The sequence below is a fragment of the Lysobacter hankyongensis genome (assembly GCF_039543145.1).
Taxonomy (GTDB): domain Bacteria; phylum Pseudomonadota; class Gammaproteobacteria; order Xanthomonadales; family Xanthomonadaceae; genus Lysobacter_I; species Lysobacter_I hankyongensis.
In genome coordinates this window covers 495,527-514,287 of record NZ_BAABJE010000014.1, presented here as the reverse complement: position 1 = coordinate 514,287, position 18,761 = coordinate 495,527, and the positions used below count along the sequence as shown (strand labels likewise).

General features: G+C 64.5%; 17 protein-coding genes and 1 tRNA gene. 5 read left to right on the top strand and 13 right to left on the bottom strand.

All coding sequences use genetic code 11. The annotated features are described in order from the left end of the window. The first annotated feature begins 33 nt into the window (after positions 1–33). Positions 34–2,898 (top strand): polymorphic toxin-type HINT domain-containing protein, encoded by a 2,865-nt coding sequence (locus ABD974_RS14260; protein WP_345303981.1) that lies wholly within the window; start codon positions 34–36, stop codon positions 2,896–2,898. Between the two features lie 11 nt (positions 2,899–2,909). Then, positions 2,910–3,467 (top strand): hypothetical protein, encoded by a 558-nt coding sequence (locus ABD974_RS14255; protein ID WP_345303980.1) that lies wholly within the window; start codon positions 2,910–2,912, stop codon positions 3,465–3,467. A gap of 348 nt (positions 3,468–3,815) precedes the next feature. Here the strand turns inward: ABD974_RS14255 and ABD974_RS14250 are convergent, their stop codons facing one another. The 3 genes from ABD974_RS14250 to ABD974_RS14240 form a co-directional block, all read right to left on the bottom strand. After that, positions 3,816–4,550 carry a M23 family metallopeptidase gene (locus tag ABD974_RS14250; protein ID WP_425562700.1) on the bottom strand — a complete coding sequence of 245 codons (735 nt, stop codon included), beginning with the start codon at positions 4,548–4,550 and terminating at the stop codon, positions 3,816–3,818. A 2-nt stretch (positions 4,551–4,552) separates the two neighbouring features. Further along, entirely contained in the window at positions 4,553–5,509 is a 957-nt protein-coding gene (locus ABD974_RS14245) for a L,D-transpeptidase family protein (RefSeq protein WP_425562699.1), read from the bottom strand. A 651-nt stretch (positions 5,510–6,160) separates the two neighbouring features. After that, positions 6,161–6,245: transfer RNA gene (locus ABD974_RS14240), tRNA-Leu, on the bottom strand. Between the two features lie 139 nt (positions 6,246–6,384). Between ABD974_RS14240 and rnr the strand changes: the two genes are divergently transcribed. Continuing rightward, positions 6,385–8,880, top strand: a complete 2,496-nt coding sequence (gene rnr, locus ABD974_RS14235) for a ribonuclease R (protein WP_345303979.1) — start codon at positions 6,385–6,387, stop codon at positions 8,878–8,880. A 69-nt stretch (positions 8,881–8,949) separates the two neighbouring features. Here rnr and ABD974_RS14230 read toward each other — a convergent pair whose 3' ends face one another. Continuing rightward, positions 8,950–10,194, bottom strand: a complete 1,245-nt coding sequence (locus ABD974_RS14230; protein WP_345303978.1) for a TIGR03862 family flavoprotein — start codon at positions 10,192–10,194, stop codon at positions 8,950–8,952. A 77-nt stretch (positions 10,195–10,271) separates the two neighbouring features. Here ABD974_RS14230 and rlmB point away from each other — a divergent pair, with 77 nt between their 5' ends. After that, positions 10,272–11,030 carry a 23S rRNA (guanosine(2251)-2'-O)-methyltransferase RlmB gene (gene rlmB, locus ABD974_RS14225; protein ID WP_345303977.1) on the top strand — a complete coding sequence of 253 codons (759 nt, stop codon included), beginning with the start codon at positions 10,272–10,274 and terminating at the stop codon, positions 11,028–11,030. Further along, positions 11,027–11,287 carry a CBU_0592 family membrane protein gene (locus ABD974_RS14220; RefSeq protein ID WP_345303976.1) on the top strand — a complete coding sequence of 87 codons (261 nt, stop codon included), beginning with the start codon at positions 11,027–11,029 and terminating at the stop codon, positions 11,285–11,287. The genes rlmB and ABD974_RS14220 overlap by 4 nt, the downstream gene beginning before the upstream one ends. Positions 11,288–11,448: 161 nt before the next feature. Here ABD974_RS14220 and rnt read toward each other — a convergent pair whose 3' ends face one another. The 9 genes from rnt to pstC all read right to left on the bottom strand — a co-directional run bounded on the left by rnt (position 11,449) and on the right by pstC (position 18,731). Next, the gene (gene rnt / locus ABD974_RS14215) at positions 11,449–12,075 is read right to left on the bottom strand and encodes a ribonuclease T (protein WP_345303975.1); all 627 of its coding nucleotides are present in this window, start codon (positions 12,073–12,075) and stop codon (positions 11,449–11,451) included. Positions 12,076–12,127: 52 nt separating this feature from the next. After that, positions 12,128–12,928, bottom strand: coding sequence for an HvfC family RiPP maturation protein (locus ABD974_RS14210; protein WP_345303974.1), 801 nt, complete (start codon positions 12,926–12,928; stop codon positions 12,128–12,130). Continuing rightward, positions 12,906–13,763 carry an HvfB family MNIO-type RiPP peptide maturase gene (locus tag ABD974_RS14205; protein WP_345303973.1) on the bottom strand — a complete coding sequence of 286 codons (858 nt, stop codon included), beginning with the start codon at positions 13,761–13,763 and terminating at the stop codon, positions 12,906–12,908. Before ABD974_RS14205 ends, ABD974_RS14210 begins: the two co-directional genes overlap by 23 nt. 96 nt (positions 13,764–13,859) lie before the next feature. After that, positions 13,860–14,369, bottom strand: a complete 510-nt coding sequence (locus ABD974_RS14200; protein ID WP_345303972.1) for an HvfA family oxazolone/thioamide-modified RiPP metallophore — start codon at positions 14,367–14,369, stop codon at positions 13,860–13,862. Positions 14,370–14,421: 52 nt separating this feature from the next. Then, positions 14,422–14,979: an RNA polymerase sigma factor gene (locus ABD974_RS14195; RefSeq protein ID WP_345303971.1), complete on the bottom strand. Its 558-nt coding sequence runs from the start codon at positions 14,977–14,979 to the stop codon at positions 14,422–14,424. A gap of 166 nt (positions 14,980–15,145) precedes the next feature. Next, the gene (phoU, locus tag ABD974_RS14190; protein WP_345303970.1) at positions 15,146–15,850 is read right to left on the bottom strand and encodes a phosphate signaling complex protein PhoU; all 705 of its coding nucleotides are present in this window, start codon (positions 15,848–15,850) and stop codon (positions 15,146–15,148) included. A gap of 160 nt (positions 15,851–16,010) precedes the next feature. Continuing rightward, positions 16,011–16,844 (bottom strand): phosphate ABC transporter ATP-binding protein PstB, encoded by an 834-nt coding sequence (pstB, locus tag ABD974_RS14185; protein ID WP_345303969.1) that lies wholly within the window; start codon positions 16,842–16,844, stop codon positions 16,011–16,013. Between the two features lie 19 nt (positions 16,845–16,863). Beyond that, a complete protein-coding gene (gene pstA / locus ABD974_RS14180; RefSeq protein WP_345303968.1) occupies positions 16,864–17,745 on the bottom strand; it encodes a phosphate ABC transporter permease PstA in 882 nt (293 codons plus the stop codon). A 17-nt stretch (positions 17,746–17,762) separates the two neighbouring features. Further along, positions 17,763–18,731: a phosphate ABC transporter permease subunit PstC gene (pstC, locus tag ABD974_RS14175; protein WP_345303967.1), complete on the bottom strand. Its 969-nt coding sequence runs from the start codon at positions 18,729–18,731 to the stop codon at positions 17,763–17,765. Positions 18,732–18,761 lie beyond the last annotated feature (30 nt).

Sequence of the window (18,761 nt, the reverse complement as noted above, 5' to 3'; positions counted from 1 at the left end):
CCCGATACCATCACCACAGGACTCACCGCTTGAGTGGCTACAAAATCCGTACGCAGGTCAATGGGATCTGCAGCCACCGCCACGACCGCCACTGCCACCGCAACGGTCGCGGCGGGGACGACTGCTGCGGCGACAGCTGCGACGGCTGGAACCATGGCGGCCGGTGCAGCTGCGCTGGGAGGTGCTTATGGTATGACTGCTGCTGTCGTAGCGGGTGCGGTCGGCGGGTTTGCAGGTGCGGCTGTCAGTTCGGCCATCGGCAGCGCCATGGGCGTCGCGAGTTTCAGCTGGCGCGGCGCGCTTGCTTCGGGCATCACAGGTGGCATCACCGCAGGGATCGGCAACAGCAGCTGGCTGAAAGCGATCGCGGAAGGCACCAAGTACGGCCATGTGGCTCGTGCGGCAGTGAGCGCAGGCCTTGGTAGCGTGGCAGGCTACGGGGCCAACAAGGCCATGGGGGTCGAGAGCACCCACTTCAGTTGGAAGAATGTGCTGATAAGCGCTGCAACGGCGGCAGGCACGTCGTACGTATCGCCATACCTGAGCGACAAGTTGGGCTTCGATCTGTCGACCGGTGCCGGTCAAGCCAAGAGCAAAATGCTGTCCGGCGCAATCGCGGGCACTGCCGGTGTCTATCTGCGCCACAAGTTCGGACTGAGCAAACGGATCGACTATAGCAGTGTGGCTGCTGATGTGATCGGAAGCATGATCGGCGGCGCGATAACGGGTGAGCATGCGCTGGATGCCGCAGAATACGGGCGCGCAAACCTTCCTGCTGTTGAGGTGACTTCCCAAGCGGATGACTCTGCTCCGTTTAATTACGAAGCAGCAATTGAAGATCTTCGCCGCAGGTATGGCAGTGCTGATCAGCCCGCTATCGAGGACGGGGGGGCGCCCAAAGCTCCAGTTGCCGATACTGGTGAAGCATCAAAGTATACGAATGATCCTAACTATGTGTTCCTGCCGTTCACAGGAAAGTTTGTTCGCAGGTCGGACTTGGCCGGGTACGTAAAAGGCTCGCACCATTACTCGGATCAATTTGCGGCAATGTATGGATTGCCGACGGTCGATGACTATGTGCAGGCCTATGGTCCAATGTCGGACGGCAACGAGTTCATGGCGTACTATGCTTGGAACAACGATATTGCGTGGCCGCTACATCGATGGATGAAGGATATTAATGATAATCCGGAAAAATATGCGGCTATCATTGCGGAAAATAGACGGCTAGTTGCCGCTGACGAAGCGGCTAGAGCGGAGCGTAAGGCGGCAAGAATCCAGGCTGGTGAAGAGCGTGCCCGTAAAATCCTGAACCACGATTTGGCGTTCATGACGGAAAATCTATGGGGAGCGCCAGGGGCAATCATCACGCCTGTGGTACAGGGCGATTGGGATAGGGCGAGAGTGAACGCTCTGTGGGAACTCGTGCCTGATGGTGCTGAATACGCAATCAAATGGGGGCTGAAGGGAAGGAGGGCATTCAAAGCCGCGGAGGCTGGAAGCGCCCTTCGATACGTCGATGAAGCGGTGGATGTCGCGCAAGAGGGGGCGCAGCAGATTGCGGCCGCAAGAAGAGCGACTACAGTGATGCGATCGTTGGCCGAGCACATGGCTAAAGTGAGACGATACGTGCCGCCAATGTCGCTGGCCAGGCAGGCCGATGCTGTTGCCGCGCCGCTGACAACCTCGGTTGCGGCACGCTCAGCGGATACGGCGGCTGAAGTGCGTGTTGCGGCGACAGTGGTCGACGAAGCGGTGCCGGCCGCGAGAAGTGCGACAGCCGCCGCCGATGTGGCCCAGACCGTGGCGCCTGCCGCTCGGGTGTCTGCGGCGGCACGCCCGGCTATCGGCGCTCAGATCTTGCAATCACTGAATCGTACGGCAAGGCCTGTGGTCGCGAGCGTGCGCTATGTGAGGGAGGGGCTACCGCAAATTGTGCGCGTGGAAGGTTGGAATGGTTTCCGCTCGGTGTTGCCATTCGGGATGTGCTTCTTGGCGGGAACTCCCGTGCACGCCAAGGACGGAGTCAGGCCTATCGAAACGATTCGAGTCGGAGACTGGGTTGCGGCGAGAACGCCCTATGGTGAAAGAGTCCAGTGGCGTCCGGTGCTCCAGGTCTTCATCAGAGAAGACATGGAGGCTGTGCGAGTATTTGTCGAACACTCCGATGGAGCGCGAGAAGCCATTTCCTGCACGACAGAGCACCCGTTCCATGTGGTCGGAAAAGGCTGGTGCGGAGCGAATTCACTCGAAAGTGGTGACCAACTTGAGTTGCTGAATGGCGAGAAATCGACGGTAGTTGGTGTGGAATCAGTCGATGGCCAGCACGCGGTCTACAATTTCGAGGTGGCAGACGACCATACCTACTTCGTCGGTGAGCGTGGGATTTGGGTGCATAATGCTTCGCGGATTTCTGGTGTTCCTATGGCCGGTCAGGCGACTCGTGTGGCCAGTTCGGCTCCAGATGCGGCAAGCGTTGAGATGTTTAGGCAGCTAAACAGAGAGTTGGGGAAGACGGTACTCTTTGGGCAGAAGCTTATTGGGAAGACGTTTGCGTCAATCGGGTCTGATGCGCCAGATTACATCCGCCGTAGAACCATTTATGAGGTGGCAAGCGATTTGAGCGATGGATTATTGACATCGGATGACATTCTTATTCACGCATTTAGAAGTGGTGATGACTTAATTTCATTGAACAATCGCGGGCTGGCTGCGTTGAGTTTAGCGGGTTTGAAGCCGACTAAAATCATCGAGGTTATTCCTTCTAGGCAAGAGTTGAAGCGCTTGCTGGAAATGCCTATTCGTCCAGATCTATCTATACCAGGGCCGAGAATTGCGGTTACACGTGGAAAATATGATCTGAAAATTGACGACATCATTTCAATACCCAATTGGTAGGAGAGTTGTTTGTGAAAAAGATAATTCCGGTGAGTTTTCCGTGGATGGTTTCGCCGTCTACGCCAATGCTTCGATTGATAGTTGATGAGAACGGTGATTGCTTGGTGCGGTTTGTTGGTTTTTTTTTGAATGAAAGTAAGCAGAATGCTGATTCGATTAACGTGGTAGATGCGTATGATGGCCTTACAATAGATCCTGAGGACAAATGTGGAAGTTATCAATTGATAAGCCTCTCGTTTCTGGACGCCGGTTGGTCGCGTCGTAGTCCGCAGCACTCAGATCGGCAAGTGGTGGACGAATCACTCTTTGATTGGTCGCAAATTGAAGGGCAGATAAAGGCTGGTGAAGATGCCGTGAGTTGGCAGGCAAGATTTAGGAGTAAGTGGAATGAAACAGGGGTATGCCCAGATTCTTCTGTCTACATCGTCGAAGATTCTGAATGGGCCAAGGAAGTGGGATCTGGCAGGTATGAAATGAAGCATTACTTGATTCTTGGAGAATCCAGTTATGTCGAAGTGCTAGCTAAGGATTTTCGCTGGGTTTCTGAGGGATCTTTGGTGGGGTGGTAATTCCGGGTCTGCCAAACGAACTGTGTGGTCTCGGTTCTCACAGTAGTGGCGTCCGCCGTCCGCGAATCCTGGTGTGGCCGTCAGGGGTCTGTCAACCGAACTGTGTAACCTCGGTTTTCACAGCTGCGGTGTCCGCTGTCCGCGAAGCCTAATCCTGAGCTTCGCGGGACTGTAAAGACCGGGACACCCACTGTGTGAATTAAGCGTCGTCGCCCGCGATATCTTCCCCGGTCATTTGCCGTTTGAAGCAGCATTTATAAACAGTCGCCCGCGCGCCATTCTCCCGGGCGAGCCATTTTTTCCGTTGTGAGTGCTCACGCCAGCTGTAATGACCCAGTGAAAGCCTGCTCAGTGGAGACGCAGCACGGGATAGGGATTGATGGCGGTCCCCTTCCACCACTGGCGCTCGGGTCCTAGCGCGAAGATCGCGAAGTGCAGGTGCGGTGCTGCGGGGGAGGCATTGCCGGTAGAGCCGACGTAGCCGATCACATCGCCCTTGCGAAGCGCCTGTTTTTCGCGGAGCCCATCGGCATAGCGTTGCAGATGTGCGTAGTAATACGCATAACGACCAGAGGGTTCGAACTGGTAGATGGTCAGTCCGCCCTTGTCGCTGGTGAACAGCTTTTCGACGTGTCCGTCGGCCACCGCGAGCACCGGTGTTCCGGCCTCGGCCATGATGTCGATGGCTTCGTGAGGCCGGCCCTCCGATCGGCTGTCGGTGAACGTGTCGGAGAGATCCGATGGCAGCTTGCCCTGGACCGGAATCAGCAGGCTGCCGAGACCGTACGCTGCATCTGTGCGATTCGGTTGTGAAGCGCCGGCGAAGGGTGCCATCGGTTCGATGATCGAATCCGTCGACGCGGTGCCGTTGTTGCTGGATGCAGCTGCAGCCGGTGCGCCAATGGCGGGCATCCCTGATGAAGGCATGCCGGATGCCGGCGTATCGCACGCGGGTACGGCCTGTGCGGGCGGGGCGGGGCACGTCTGGATATCTTCGCCGTCGCCGTGTCGCCAGTGGATGTATTCGCGATGCAGCAGAACGCCCAGCACGATGCCCAGCAGGAAGAGGCCGACCGATTTCATTCCTACTCCTGCATCAGCACCGCGACCGATGTATCCACCGCGGACGCCAGCCGTTCCACGTCCCAGTTGGTCAGGCGCACGCAGCCATGCGACTGCGTCTTGCCGATGCTTGCGGGCGTCGGCGTCCCATGCAACCCGTAGTGCGGCTTGGACAGGTCGATCCAACGCGTGCCCACGGGATTGTTCGGGCCCGGCGCCAGCGTCGCCTTCGAGTGAGCCGGATCGGCATCCCAGAAGAGGTCGGGGTTGTAATGGAAGGTCGGATTCGTCGCGACGCCATTGATCGCCCACTGTCCGATCGGCAGGGGATCGTGTTCGCTGCCGGACGACACCGGGAATTGAGCCACCTGTTTTCCGGCGGCATCGAAGACCGCAAGCGTCGAGTCCGACTTGTCGATGACCAGTTTGGTTGCCTTGGGCATCGCGGGGGCGTTCGCGATGTTCGGCACGAAGATGCGCGTACCGGCTTTCGCGAAGTCGGCGCCGGGATTGAGCTTCTTCAGCAGACCCGGACTGGCGTGGAAGCGTTCGCCCAGCGCTTCGAGGATCGATTCGAATCCGAGCGACTTCAATTTCGATTTCGCCATCATGTCTTTCGGCAACGTCGTCATGGGCTGGCCGACATCTTCAGCGGTCAGCACGTAGGCGACGATCACGGCCGGCGCATCCGCATTGAGGCTGGCCCAGGTGCGCGCATCCAGCGTTGCCGTTTCGTCCAGACCGCGTGCGCGCTGATAGCCGAGAACGGCGCGACGATGGTTCGACCCCAGGAGGCCGTCGATCTCGCCCGGCGAAAAGTGCGCGCGATCCAGCAATACCTGGGCACGCAATACGCCGGCCATGCCGGTGGTCGATGTCGCCGCATTCGCGGCATCGGGGAGGGCTTGTGTCGCGGCGCCGGCAGTCGACATGCAGCAAGCGAGCATCAGTGCGGCGGCGAGCGATGAATGGATGTTCATGTTTGATCGGACCATAGGCAAGGGAGGGTCATGTCATCGCTGGTGGCGACGCGAAGCGCGAGCACCTGCGCGAACTCGTGCCGATGTCGCAGCAATTCCCGTGCCATCACGCGCGCACGTCAATCCGGACACACGCGTGTAGTGCGTCATCGGGCAAAAGATGCGGGAATACGACACGCATGCCTGCGGGCGAACGCCGGGTCGTATCGTAACTGCCGGGTCGTGGCGTGCCCGATGGCAGAAACCCGGGGTGCGAAACACCCGAGGTGGTTGCGGTTTGCAATTCGGTTCGGAGCGATGCGACCGGTGTCCGCGACGGGAGGGCACAGGATCGGAACAGGCTTTGACAACGTGCGTGCTTCGAACGGACGCAGGCGGGATGCCGGTTGCGAGGCTTGTGGCCTGTTGTCGTGCGCTGCGGCTGGACGGATGACCGTGATCGCTGGCAGCGCTGTGCGGTGCGGTCGTGATGAGGGTGCTGGTGACGCCAGCCTGTCGACGCGGGCCATGACCGCGGCACGGTGTGGTGTTGTCTCGCGGCGTGTTTCGTTGCCGCGCCGCATTCCGCAAATGCGGGATTGCCTGCGGCCACGCCGCACATCGAAATTGCAGGCAATAAAAAACCCCGCGTCAGCGGGGTTTCTTTCGATCTGGTGCCCAGGAGAGGACTCGAACCTCCACGGTTTTACCCGCTAGTACCTGAAACTAGTGCGTCTACCAATTCCGCCACCTGGGCTCAGGGCGCGTATGTTGCGATGCGGCGTCGGGGAAGTCAATGCCCGGATGCGAATCCGGTGGCGGGGTTGCGGGGCGCCGGCGATCGGCGGCCGAAGGGCTGGATTCCGGGGGCTTGACAAGGCGTATACTTGTCGCCGATGTCAAAACCCACCAAGAAGAGTTCCGGCCCTCGCGCCACGCGCGCCACTCATGGCGCATCCCCGAAATCCACCTCCCGCACCGACGCCCGCAAGTCCGCGTCGAGCAAGCCGGGCAAGGTCTCCAGCAAAGCCGCCGCGAAGCCTCCGGGCACTTCCGCGAAGCCGGCGAAGTCCCGCAAAGCCGCTCCCTGGCTGCCCGATGTCCAGGCCGCTCTCCCCGTTCCGAAATCACCCATTCCAAAATCACCGCGCCCCGCACCCACACGCGGCCCGGTGCAGGACCCGTTCGCCGCGCGCGAGGCCGCACGGTATGCCGATCCGATCCCAAGCCGTGAGGCGATCCTGCAGTTGCTGGGGCGCAGCGAGGGGCCGATGTCGGCCGAGACCCTCTGGCAACACCTCGACCTCGACACCGCCGAGCGTCGCGACGCGCTGGGCAAGCGCCTGGCGGCGATGCTCCGCGATGGCCAACTGCTGCAGAACCGTCGCGGTGGTTATCTCCCCGCGGCCCGGCTCGATCTGATCGCCGGCACCGTCATCGCCAATCCCGACGGTTTCGGTTTCCTGAGGCCCGACAGCGGGCCCGGCGACGACCTGTTCCTGCCGCCGCTGGAGATGCGCAAGGTCCTGCACGGCGACCGGGTGATGGCGAACGTCACCGGCGTGGACCGTCGCGGTCGTCGCGAGGGCAGCATCGTCGAAGTGCTGGAACGACGGCTCAACCGGCTCATCGGCCGCTTCACGCTCGAGGCTGGCATCAGTTACGTGCAGCCCGACGACGCCCGTATCCAGCGCAACGTGCAGATTCCCGCGGATGCGCGTCTGGACGCCCGCAACGGCCAGCTCGTGGTCTGCGAGATCGTACATGCGCCCGACGCCTACCGCCCGCCGATCGGCCGCGTGCTCGCGGTGCTCGGCGACAAGTTGACGCCATCGCTGGTGGTGGAGGCCGCGATCCACGGCCACGACGTGCCGCACGAATTCCCACCGGCCGTGATCGGCGAGGCCACCGCGGTGCCGCTGCAGGTGACGGAGGCCGACATCGCCGGTCGCGTCGACCTGCGCACGCTGCCGCTGGTCACCATCGATGGCGAGGATGCCAAGGACTTCGACGATGCGGTCTGGTGCGAGCCGAACCGCAACGGGTTCCGCCTGATCGTCGCCATCGCCGATGTCTCGCATTACGTGCGTCCCGGCGCGCCCTTGGACGACGAGGCGCAGAAGCGCGCGACGTCGGTATATTTCCCGGGCTTCGTCGTGCCGATGCTGCCGGAGACGTTGTCCAACGGCATCTGTTCGCTGAATCCGAAGGTCGATCGCCTGTGCTTCGTCTGCGACATGCAGGTCGACTTCGATGGCGAAGTGACGAAATCGAAGTTCTACGAAGCGGTCATGCACTCGCACGCGCGCCTGACCTACACCCAGGTCTGGCAGGCGGTGGGCGAGAACGATGCCGATGCGATCGCGAAGATCGGCGCGCTGCTGCCGCAGGTGCAGCGCCTGCACCAGCTGTACCAGGTGCTGGCGAAGGCGCGCAAGGCGCGCGGCGCGATCGAGTTCGAAAGCAGCGAAGTGCGCTTCGTGCTCGGCCCGCAGGGCGAGGTCGTGCAGGCCGGCATGCTCCAGCGCAACGACGCGCACAAGCTGATCGAGGAATGCATGATCGCGGCGAACGTCGAGGCCGCGCGCTATCTGCTGAAGAAGAAGGTGCCGGCGCCTTACCGCATCCACGACAAGCCGCCGGAGTCGAAGTACGCCGATCTGCTCGAATTCCTCAAGGAGTTCAAGCTGCGGATGCCGGCCTGGGCGAACGTCGAACCGCGCGACTTCACCGCGCTGCTGGTCAAGATCCGCGAGCGTGCGGATGCGGCGCTGCTGGAATCGGTGCTGCTGCGCACGCAGTCGCTGGCGGTCTACGCGCCGGACAACGTCGGTCACTTCGGTCTCGCGCTCGACGCCTACGCGCATTTCACCTCGCCGATCCGCCGCTATCCCGACCTGCTGGTGCATCGTGCGATCAAGCATGCGCTCAGCGGTGCGAAGGCCGATGCCTTCGCCTATTCGCCGAACGGCATGGCCGCGCTGGCGCTGCAGTGTTCCGAACGCGAGCGCCGCGCCGACGAAGCCGAACGCGAGGTCGACGAGCGCTACCGCGCGGCGTGGATGGAAAAGCATGTCGGCGGCCAGTTCGACGGCATCATCAGCGGCGTCACCAGCTTCGGCCTGTTCGTCGAACTGGACGAATCGAAGGTCAACGGCCTGGTCCACGTGACCCAGCTGCCGCACGATTACTATCACTTCGATCCGATCAGGAAAACGCTGAGCGGCGAGCGCGTCGGTCGCGTGTTCCGTCTCGGCGATCGCGTCACCGTGATCGTGCTCAAGGCCAGCCTGGAAGAGCGCAAGATCGATTTCCGTCTGGCCGAGGAACGCGGGGTCAAACCGCCGCCGCCGCGCGGGCAGCCGGCGAAACGGCCGAAGCAGAAGTATTGAATCTGGCGCGCTTCGGCGCGCCGTTTCGATTGCAACGATGCCGGAAAAGCAGGTGCGCTGGAGCGCACCCTATCGGGTTGCGAGCGATGCTGCCGCCCCGCGTCCCGCGATCAGGCCGCTGGCGAAACATGCGGTGAGCAGATAGCCACCAGTCGGGGCCTCCCAGTCGAGCATTTCGCCGCTGCAGAACACGCCGGGCATGGTCTTCAGCTGCAGCGCGTCGTCCAGCGCTTCCAGGCGCACGCCGCCGGCGGTGCTGATGGCTTCGGCGATGGGCCGTGCGCCGTGCAGGCGCAACGGCAGTCGTTTGATCGCGGCGGCCACCGCATCCGCCTCCTGCATCGCATCGCGCGGCAGGATTTCGAACAGCAGCGCGATCTTCGCGGCATCGAGGCCGGTCTGCCGGCGCAGATGTTCGCCGAGACTGCGCTTGCCGCGCGGTTTCTCGAGGTCGTTGCGCAGGCGTTCGTGGTCGCGTCCGGGCGCGAGGTCCAGCCACAGCATGGTGTCGCCGTCGCGCAGGATGCGTTCGCGCAGATCGGCCGAGATCGCGTAGATCGCGCTGCCTTCGACGCCGGTCGCGGTCAGCACGCATTCGCCCTGCAGCGCGTGCGCCTGGCCGTCGAGATCCAGCCACTGCAGGACGACGGGTTTCAGCGGCGCACCCGCGTGCTTTTCCGCGAGCACGGCGCTCCAGCCGATGTCGAAGCCGCAGTTCGACGGGCGCAGCGGGGCGATGTCGACACCGCGCGCCGCGAGCGTGGGCACCCAGCCGCCATCGGAGCCGAGCTCCGGCCAGCTTGCGCCGCCGAGCGCCAGCACCGTCGCTTCCGCACGGACATGCCGCTCGCCATCGGGCGTGGCGAAGCGCAGGGCGCCGTCGTCGTCCCAGCCCAGCCAGCGGTGCTGCACATGGAAACCCACGCCGCGTTCGCGCAGGCGTCGCACCCAGCCTCGCAGCAGCGGGGCGGCCTTGCGGTCCATCGGGAACACGCGGCCCGAGGTGCCGACGTAGGTCTCCACGCCCAGTTCGCGGGCCCAGGCGCGCAGGGCCTCGCCGTCGAACGCATCCAGCCAGTGCGCGATCTGCGGCGCGCGCTCGCGATAGCGCACATCGAAACCGGGCCGTGGCTCGCCGTGGGTGAGGTTGAGGCCGCCCTTGCCGGCGATCAGGAATTTGCGGCCCACAGAGCCCTTGGCTTCGAACAGATCGACCTGCAGCCCGGCCGCGTTGGCGACTTCCGCCGCCATCAGGCCGGCGGGGCCGCCGCCGACAATGGCGATCCGGGTCTGCGAAGGGGCGTGCGCGGTCATGGCGGCGAGGGTGCGGGCGGGGCCGAATCATAGCCCGCCGCGGGCAAAACCCCGGTCGGCCGGGCACAATAGCGCCCATGAGCAAAACATCCCAATGGATCGCCGGCATCAATGCCGTGGCCGCGGCGGTCGAGCACGATGCCGACCATGTCCGCGAAGTCCTGATCGAGGCCGGCGCCAAGAATCCGCGCCTGACCGAGATCGAAGAGAACGCCCGTCGCAAGGACATCGATGTGCGCCGGGTGGCCACCAACGCCATCGACGGCGTCACCGGCGGCCTGCGGCATCAGGGCGTGGTCGCGCGTTACGCCGCGGCCAAGACCTACAACGAAGACGATCTGCCCGAGCTGATCGAAGCCGCGGCCGGCAAGGCCCTGCTGCTGGTGCTGGACGGCGTGCAGGACCCGCACAACCTCGGCGCCTGCCTGCGCAGCGCGGCCGCGGCCGGCGTCACCGCGGTGGTCATCCCGAAGGACAAGGCGGTGCAGGTCAATGCGACCGTGCGCAAGACTTCGGCCGGTGCCGCCGACAGCGTGCCGGTGGTGCGGGTGACGAATCTCGCCCGTGCGATGCGCGACATCCAGCAGCTCGGCGTGTGGATCTACGGCCTCGCCGGCGAATCGACCGCGTCGCTGTATTCGGTCGATCTGCGCGGCAATGTCGCGCTGGTGCTGGGCGGCGAGGCCGATGGCCTGCGTCGTCTCACCCGCGAGCACTGCGATGGTCTGGTGACGATCCCGATGCCGGGTCTCGCCAACGCGCCGGGCGTGGAAAGCCTCAACGTCTCGGTCGCGACCGGCGTTGCGTTGTTCGAGGCGGTGCGGCAGCGCGGATGAGCCTCGCCTGGTACGACATCGTCGGTCTGCTCGGCAGCGTGCTGGTGGTCGCCAGCTATTTCCTGTTGCAGAGCGGGCGGCTGTCCGGCAATGCGCTCACCTATCAGTGCCTCAACATCGCCGGATCGGGCGGGATTCTCGTGTCGCTGTTCGGCGGCTTCAATCTCTCTGTCGCGCTGCTGCAGTGCACGTGGATCGCAATCAGTCTGTACGGGATCGTGCGTGGCGTCCGGTCGAAATTACCCAAAGCCACGTAAAGCGATACGCCCCCTGTAGGAGGGCCTTCAGGCCCGATATGCCCAGGATGCAGCCGCAGCCGATGGCGCGTTTCATCGTCATCAGCCGCGGGTGCGACCTCGAGGACTGCGTGCATCCAAGCCCGCTTGGGCGGCGCTTAGGCCACGGATGCGGGAACGATTCACCCCATCCGGGGCCAGCTGTTCGCGATCTTGCAGAACAGCTCGGCGGTGCGTTCGGTGTCGTAGACCGCGGAATGCGCTTCTTCGCCGTTCCACGACAGGCCGGCGGCCAGCACCGCGCGGGCCAGTACGGTCTGGCCGTAGGCGATCCCGGCGAGGGTCACGGTGTCGAACACGCTGAAGGGGTGGAACGGGTTGCGCTTGTGCTGGGTGCGCGCGACCGCGGCGTTGAGGAAGTTCAGGTCGAAATGCGCGTTGTGGCCGACCAGGATCGCGCGTTGGCAGTCGTGCTTGCGCACCGCGGCGCGGACGGCTGCGAAGACGTGGTCCAGGGCATCGCGTTCGGGTTTGGCGAGGCGGAACGGGTGATCGAGATCGATGCCGGTGACCTGCAGCGACTTCGGATCGATCTCGGTACCCGGCGCGGGCACGAGATGCGCGCTGGCCATCTCGCCCGGGACCAGCCGTCCGTTTTCGTCGAGATCGATCGGCTGCACCGCGATTTCCAGCAGCGCGTGGCGGTTCCAGTCGAAGCCGCCGGTTTCCACGTCCACCACCACCGGGAGGTAGCCCCGGAAGCGTTCGGACATTTTCCGGAAGGTCGGGGCTGCGGTCGCTTCGCTCATGCGACAAGCCTAACAGACGCGGCAAGCCCGGCCGGGGGCGGATCGGGGGAATTCAGTCCTGACGGGTGCCCAGCAGCGTGCCTTCCGAGCGCATGCGGGCGAGCATCGCCGCGCCTTCGGCCAGGAACGTCTCGCTGCCGGCGGCACCGGCTTCGGCCGCCAGCGCCTCCAGTTGCTGCCGGCCGCTGAGGTCGGTGGTCTCGTCCAGCCGCTGCAGCAGGCGGAACGCCAGCGGCGTCAGTGCGTGGAAACTGACCGTGCCGTCGGTTTCGCGCCGCAGCATCAGCAGGGTCGGGGTGTCCGGGGGCGTCGCCCGCCGGTGGTCCGGGCCGATCCGATGCACCGGCCAGGTGTAGGCCAGCGGCCACGCCAGGGGCGAAACCAGCGGTCGCCCGGCCAGCAGGTCGCCGTCGGCGTCGTGCGGAATGCCGTCGTTGCGGGCGTCGCTGAGCTGCAGCGCCATCTCCACCCATTCGTAATGCGCCAGTTCGCGCAGCCACGGCGGGTCGTCGCGTCCGCGGTCGTCTTCCGCGCGTGCGTCCAGATAGCGCAGGAATTCGCGCGCGAGCTCCGTGAACATCGGGGTCTGGCTCCCGTGGTCGCGGTAGAAGCCGCGGATCAGCGCGCGCCAGCCGTCGTCGCCGTAGATCCGTCGCAGCACCGGAAAATTGCCGGCGAGCATGCTCTCGACGTTGTTGAAGAACAGCTCGCGATAGATCCTGAGCCGGCGCTCCTCGATCCCGGGCGGCGGCGGTACGCGCTCCGGGTCGCGGATGTGGGCCGCCAGCGCGTCCTGCTGCGCGGCGAGCGTGCGCTCGGTCGGCATCTCGTCAGGCGGCGTGGCGACGGTCATGCGCGGGCGCTCCGGCGATGCGGCGGCGGACCTGGCCGAGTTCGTCCAGCAGGTCCTCGAACGGGGGCAGATTGAAATCGCGTTCCAGCAGGGTCGGTCGCGGGCCGAACAGGCGATAGGCCTCTTCCAGCAGCGCCCACACCTGGGCGTTGACCGCGCTGCCGTGGGTGTCGATCTTGAGGTCGTCGGCTTCGTCGTAATGGCCGGCGACGTGGATGTAGGCCACGCGCTCGCCGGGCAGGGCGGCGAGGAACGCCGACGGGTCGTAGCCGTGGTTGGTGGCGTTGACGATGATGTTGTTCACGTCGAGCAGCATCAGGCAATCGGCTTCGGCCAGCACCGCGTTGATGAAGTCGATTTCGCGCATCCGCTGGAACGGTGCGGCGTAATAGGAAATGTTTTCGATCGCGATGCGCTGCCCGAGGATGTCCTGCACGCGGCGGATGCGCGCGGCGACGTGCTTCACCGCGTCGTCGCTGAAGGGCAGGGGCAGCAGGTCGTAGAGTTGGCCGCGGCTGTCGCCGCAGGCGCTGAGGTGTTCGCTGTAGAGCGAGCAGCGATGCGTCTCCATGAAGCGTCGAACCTTCACGAGGAAGGTTTCGTCCAGCGGCGCGGGACCGCCGACCGAAAGCGACAGGCCATGGCAGACGATGGGATATCGCGCCGCGAGGTCGGCGAAGGCTTCGCCATACGCACCGCCGACGCCGATCCAGTTCTCCGGCGCCAGTTCGAGAAAATCGAAGCTGCCCGCAGGCGCGGCACGCATCGGGCCGAGCAGCGGTCGGCGCAGCCCGAGACCGGCGGCGTCGTTCGGAAGCGGAACGGGGGTGGTCATCGCGAAGGGATCGTCAGGCCGAAACGACGGGCGGCCGCAGTGCGGCCGCCCGGAGTGGCGTGCCGACGCCCCGGAGGACGTCGGCACCGGGCGGCATCACATCGCGCCGCCGCACTTGCCTTCGCCGCACTTGCCCTCGGCGGCCTTCTTTTCCGGCGTTGCGGCCGGCTTGTCGCCGCCGCACTTGCCCTCGCCGCACTTGCCTTCGGCACCCTTGTCGCCACCGCACTTGCCTTCATGGGTGGCCTTCATCTCGGCGGCGCTGATGAAGCCGTCCTTGTTGGTGTCGTGCTTGGCGAAATCGCCGCCGCCATTCTTGTGCGCTGCCGCGTATTCGGCCTTCGAGATCTTGCCGTCCTTGTTGGTGTCCATCTTGTCCATGCCGCAGGCGCCTTCGCCGCACTTGCCTTCGGCACCCTTGTCGCCGCCGCACTTGCCCTCGGCGCCCTTGTCGCCGCCGCAGCTGCCTTCGGCGCCCTTGGCGTCGATCACGGTGTCGGTGCCGAGCTGGTAGCCCTGCGAAAGATGGGTCGATGCGAACGCGGAGCCCGAGAGCAGCAGGGCGGTGGACACGGCGATCGCGATGGGTTTCTTGTTGCTGGACATCGGGTTCTCTCCTGAGTGGTGGAATCGAGACGTGGGGCTGCGGGGGGAAATCCTAACCGGCCGACGGCAGGGCCGGCATCCGGTCGGGTTCGGTGGGGGCAAGGTATTGTCGGGCCAGGCTTCTCGCACGATGGAGACGGGCTTTGGCGGCTTCGGGATGCAGCGACAGGGCTTCCGCGATCTCGGCGATGCTGTGTCCTTCCAGATCGCGCAGCAGGATGATCTCGCGGTAGTGAAGGGGCAGGGCGGCCAGGGCGTTGGCCACGTCGCGCACCAGACCGTTCGGCGCGGGGCAGTGCGGCCCTTCGATTTCCTCGAGGTCGGCGGGTTCCATCAGCAGCAGGCGCGTGGCGCGCTTCATGCGGTTGCACTCGCGCTTGACGATGCGGAACAGCCACGAGGCGTAGGCATCCAGTTCGCGCAGGGTCGGCAGCTTGCGCGATACGAGGATCAGGGTCTCCTGGACCGCATCCTCGACATCGTTCACGGCGCAGTGGTACTCGGCGTAGCGCCGCAGGTCCTGGCGCGAACGGACCAGCACGCGCTCCAGCGCGTCGCGGTCGCCCTGACGGGCGCGGTCCAGCGCCTGTTGGAAATTCGGATCCTGCACGGTCTTCTCCTGTGTGGCCCGCAATCTACGCGTCATCGCGTCAGCGGTTGTGCACAAAGAGTTACCGGCCGGGCGCGAAGGTGCGCCCGGAGGGCCGTGCGGCCGCCCGGGTTCAGGTCTTGTTTATGTCCGGAGCTGGGCGCGTAGGCCGGAAGTCATGGCCTTGTCAGACGGCGGTGTTCGACTCGTCGCGTTTCTCGCGCGGGGGCATCGGGCCTTCGCCATGTTCCTGGAACCAGATGTTCTCGGCGATGTTGGTGGCGTGATCGCCGACGCGCTCCAGATTCTTGGCCATGAACAGCAGATGGGTGCAGGGCGTGATCACCCGCGGGTCTTCCATCATGTAGGTCAGCAGTTCGCGAAACAGGCCGGTGTATTGGGTGTCGATCTCGGCGTCTTCGGCGCGCACCTGCTGCGCGGCTTCGACATCGCCGTCGCGATAGGCCGCCAGCACCTTGCGCACCTGGCGCACGACCAGCCGGCCCAGACTGCCGAGTCCCCGGGTATGCGGCAGCGGCGGCGACAGGTTCAGCGCCATCGAGCGCTTGGCCACGTTCGAGGCGTAGTCGCCGATGCGCTCGATGTCCGAAGCGATGCGCAGGGCGGAGAGGATTTCGCGCAGATCGCGCGCGAGCGGGCCGCGCAGGGCGAGCTTCATCGCATCGTGGCTGACCTGCAGTTCCAGCGCGTCGATCGCCTCGTCGTTGGCGATGATCCGTTCCGCGGCCTTGCCGTCGCGACGATCGACCACATCCAGCGCGGCTTCCAGCTGCGATGCCGCCATTTCGCCCATCCGCAGGATTTCCTCCAGCAGGACCCGGCGTTCTTCGTCGTGGCTCTTGACGATGTGGTGGTGCGGATTGGTGTTCATGGCGGAACTCGCAGTGTGGAATGGGAACGTCGTTGTAGAGAGAGCGATGCAAAACCGGTGCGGTGAAGCGAACGGTACAGCGGGCTTCAGCCCGCTGCGCCTGCTTTTCGGGCGGACGGCAGCGGGCTGAAGCCCGCACGGCAGTCCGGCGCGAAACGCCTTACCCGAACCTGCCCGTGATGTAGTCCTCGGTCTGCTGCCGGGACGGTTTGGAGAAGATCTTTTCGGTCGAATCGTGCTCGATCAGATCGCCCAGATACATGAACGCGGTGAAGTCGGAGACGCGCGCCGCCTGCTGCATGTTGTGGGTGACGATCGCGATGGTGTAGTTCTGCTTCAGCTCCTCGATGAGCTGCTCGATGCGGCTGGTCGAGATCGGGTCGAGTGCGGAGGTCGGTTCGTCCAGCAGCAGCACGTCCGGGCGCAGCGCGACCGCGCGCGCGATGCATAGCCGCTGCTGCTGACCGCCCGAGAGGCCCAGTGCGCTCTGACCCAGCTTGTCCTTTACTTCGTCCCACAGCGCGGCCTGGCGCAGCGCTTCTTCCACGCGCACGGCCATGTCCGCCTTCGACAGGCGTTCGTGATGGCGAATGCCGTAGGCCACGTTCTCGAAGATCGTCATCGGGAACGGCACCGGCTTCTGGAACACCATGCCGACCTTGCTGCGCAGCCGGTTCATCGGGTACTTCGGATCGAGGATGTTCTCGCCGTCCAGCAGCACTTCGCCGCGCGCTTCCATCTTGGGATAGAGCGCATAGATGCGATTGAAAATGCGCAGCAGCGTGGACTTGCCGCAGCCCGACGGCCCGATCAGCGCGGTGACGCGCTTTTCCGGGATGTCGAGGTCGATGCCTTTCAGCGCATGGAATTTGTCGTAATAGAAATCGAGACCGCGCGCGCGCAGTTTCACCGGTGCGGCGGGCGCGGCGTCGCGATGCGCGGCGACGATGCCGAGGTGCGGCTGGCTGTGGGACAGGGTCGCGGTATCGTTCATGGGCAGTGTCCGGGCCGGATCAGTCATGGGAGATCTTGTTGCGGAGCAGGATGAAGCGGGCGACGAGGCTGACCGCCAGCACGAAGAGAGTCAGCACCAGTGCGCCGGCCCAGGCGATTTCGACCCAGTTGTCGTACGGACTGGCGGCGTACTGGTTCATGACCAGCGGCACGCCGGCCATCGCCGAGGTGACGTCGGTATTGAAGAAGTTGTTGCCGAACGCGGTGAACAGCAGCGGCGCGGTTTCGCCGGAGATGCGGGCCAGCGCGAGCAGGATGCCGGTCACGATGCCGGGCAGGGCGGAGCGGTACAGCACCTGCACGATCACCTTCCACTGCGGCACGCCCAGCGAGAGCGCGGCCTCGCGCATCTGTGCCGGCACCAGCCGGAGCATCTCGTCGGTGGTGCGCACCACCACCGGCAGCACGATGAAGGCGAGCGCGATCGCGCCGGCCACGCCCGAGAACTGGCCACGGCTGATCTGCATCACGAAGATGGCATACACGAACAGGCCTAGCACGATCGACGGCGCGGACAGCAGGATGTCGTTGACGAATCGGACGGTGGTGCCGAGCTTGCGGCCGTGGCCGTATTCGGCCAGCCAGGTGCCGGCAGCGATGCCCAACGGCGTGCCGATGAGCAGACCCATGCCGCACATCAACAGGCTGCCGACGAAGGCGTTGCGCAGACCGCCCGCTTCCAGCGGCGGGGGCTGGTCCTGCGTGAACAGCGCGAGGTTCAGGCCGGCGAATCCCTTCGCGAGCAGGGTCCACAGGATCCATCCGAGGAAGGCGAGGCCGAACAGTGCGGCCGCGCAGGCGAGCGTGATCGCGATGGCGTTGAAGAATCGGCGGCGTTGATACAGGTGCTGCGAGGCGGTGGATGCCTTGGGAGCGGTCATTCCGGACGCGGCGTTCATCAGTTGCCCTCCCGGCGCGAGAGCTGCATCAACAACAGGCGCGCCAGCGCCAGCACGACGAAGGTGACGAGGAACAGCACGAAGCCGAGCAGCAGCAGCGCGGCGCGATAGTCGGCGGTGGCTTCGCCGAAATCGTTGGCGATCAGCGCGGCGATCGTGGTGCTGGGTTCGAGCAGCGACTTGGTGAAGGCGACGTTGTTGCCGATCACGAACGCGACCGCCATGGTTTCGCCCAGCGCGCGTCCCAGACCGAGGAAGATGCCGCCGATCACCGCGGAGCGGGTGTACGGCAGCACGATGTCCCAGGCCACTTCCCAGCGCGTGGAGCCGAGGGCATAGGCCGATTCCTTGAGTCGGCCGGGGACGGTCTGGAACACGTCGCGCATGACCGAGCTGATGAAGGGAATGACCATGATCGCGAGCACCAGCCCGGAGGTGAGCATGCCCGCGCCGATCGGCGGTCCCTGGAACAGCGCGCCGATCACCGGCAGCGGGCCGAGGTTGTCGTTCATCCACGGGATGATGCTGTCGCGCATCACCGGCATCAGCACGAAGAAGCCCCACATGCCGTAGATGATCGACGGAATGCCCGCCAGCAGCTCGATGGCGGTGCCGACCGGCGTGCGCAGCCAGCGCGGCGCGACTTCGGTCAGGAAAAAGGCGATGCCGAAACTCACCGGCACCGAAATCAGCATCGCGATGATCGCGGTGACGACGGTGCCGTAGATCGGTACCAGTGCGCCGTACTTGTTCTCGACCGGATTCCAGTCGGCGGAGAAGAAGAAGTCCATGCCCTGCGATGCGAGGACGCTGCGTCCGCCCCAGAGCATCGACAGCGCCGCACCGGCGAGGGTGAAGAGTACGAAGATCGCGACGATCGTGATGACCGATTTGAAGACGCGGTCGTTGCGCGCATCCTTGCGGTCGCGGGTGTCTGTAGCGGGCATTGTCAATTCGGCAGTGCTCATCGCGAGGCCGGGATCCGTAAGGCTTGAGGT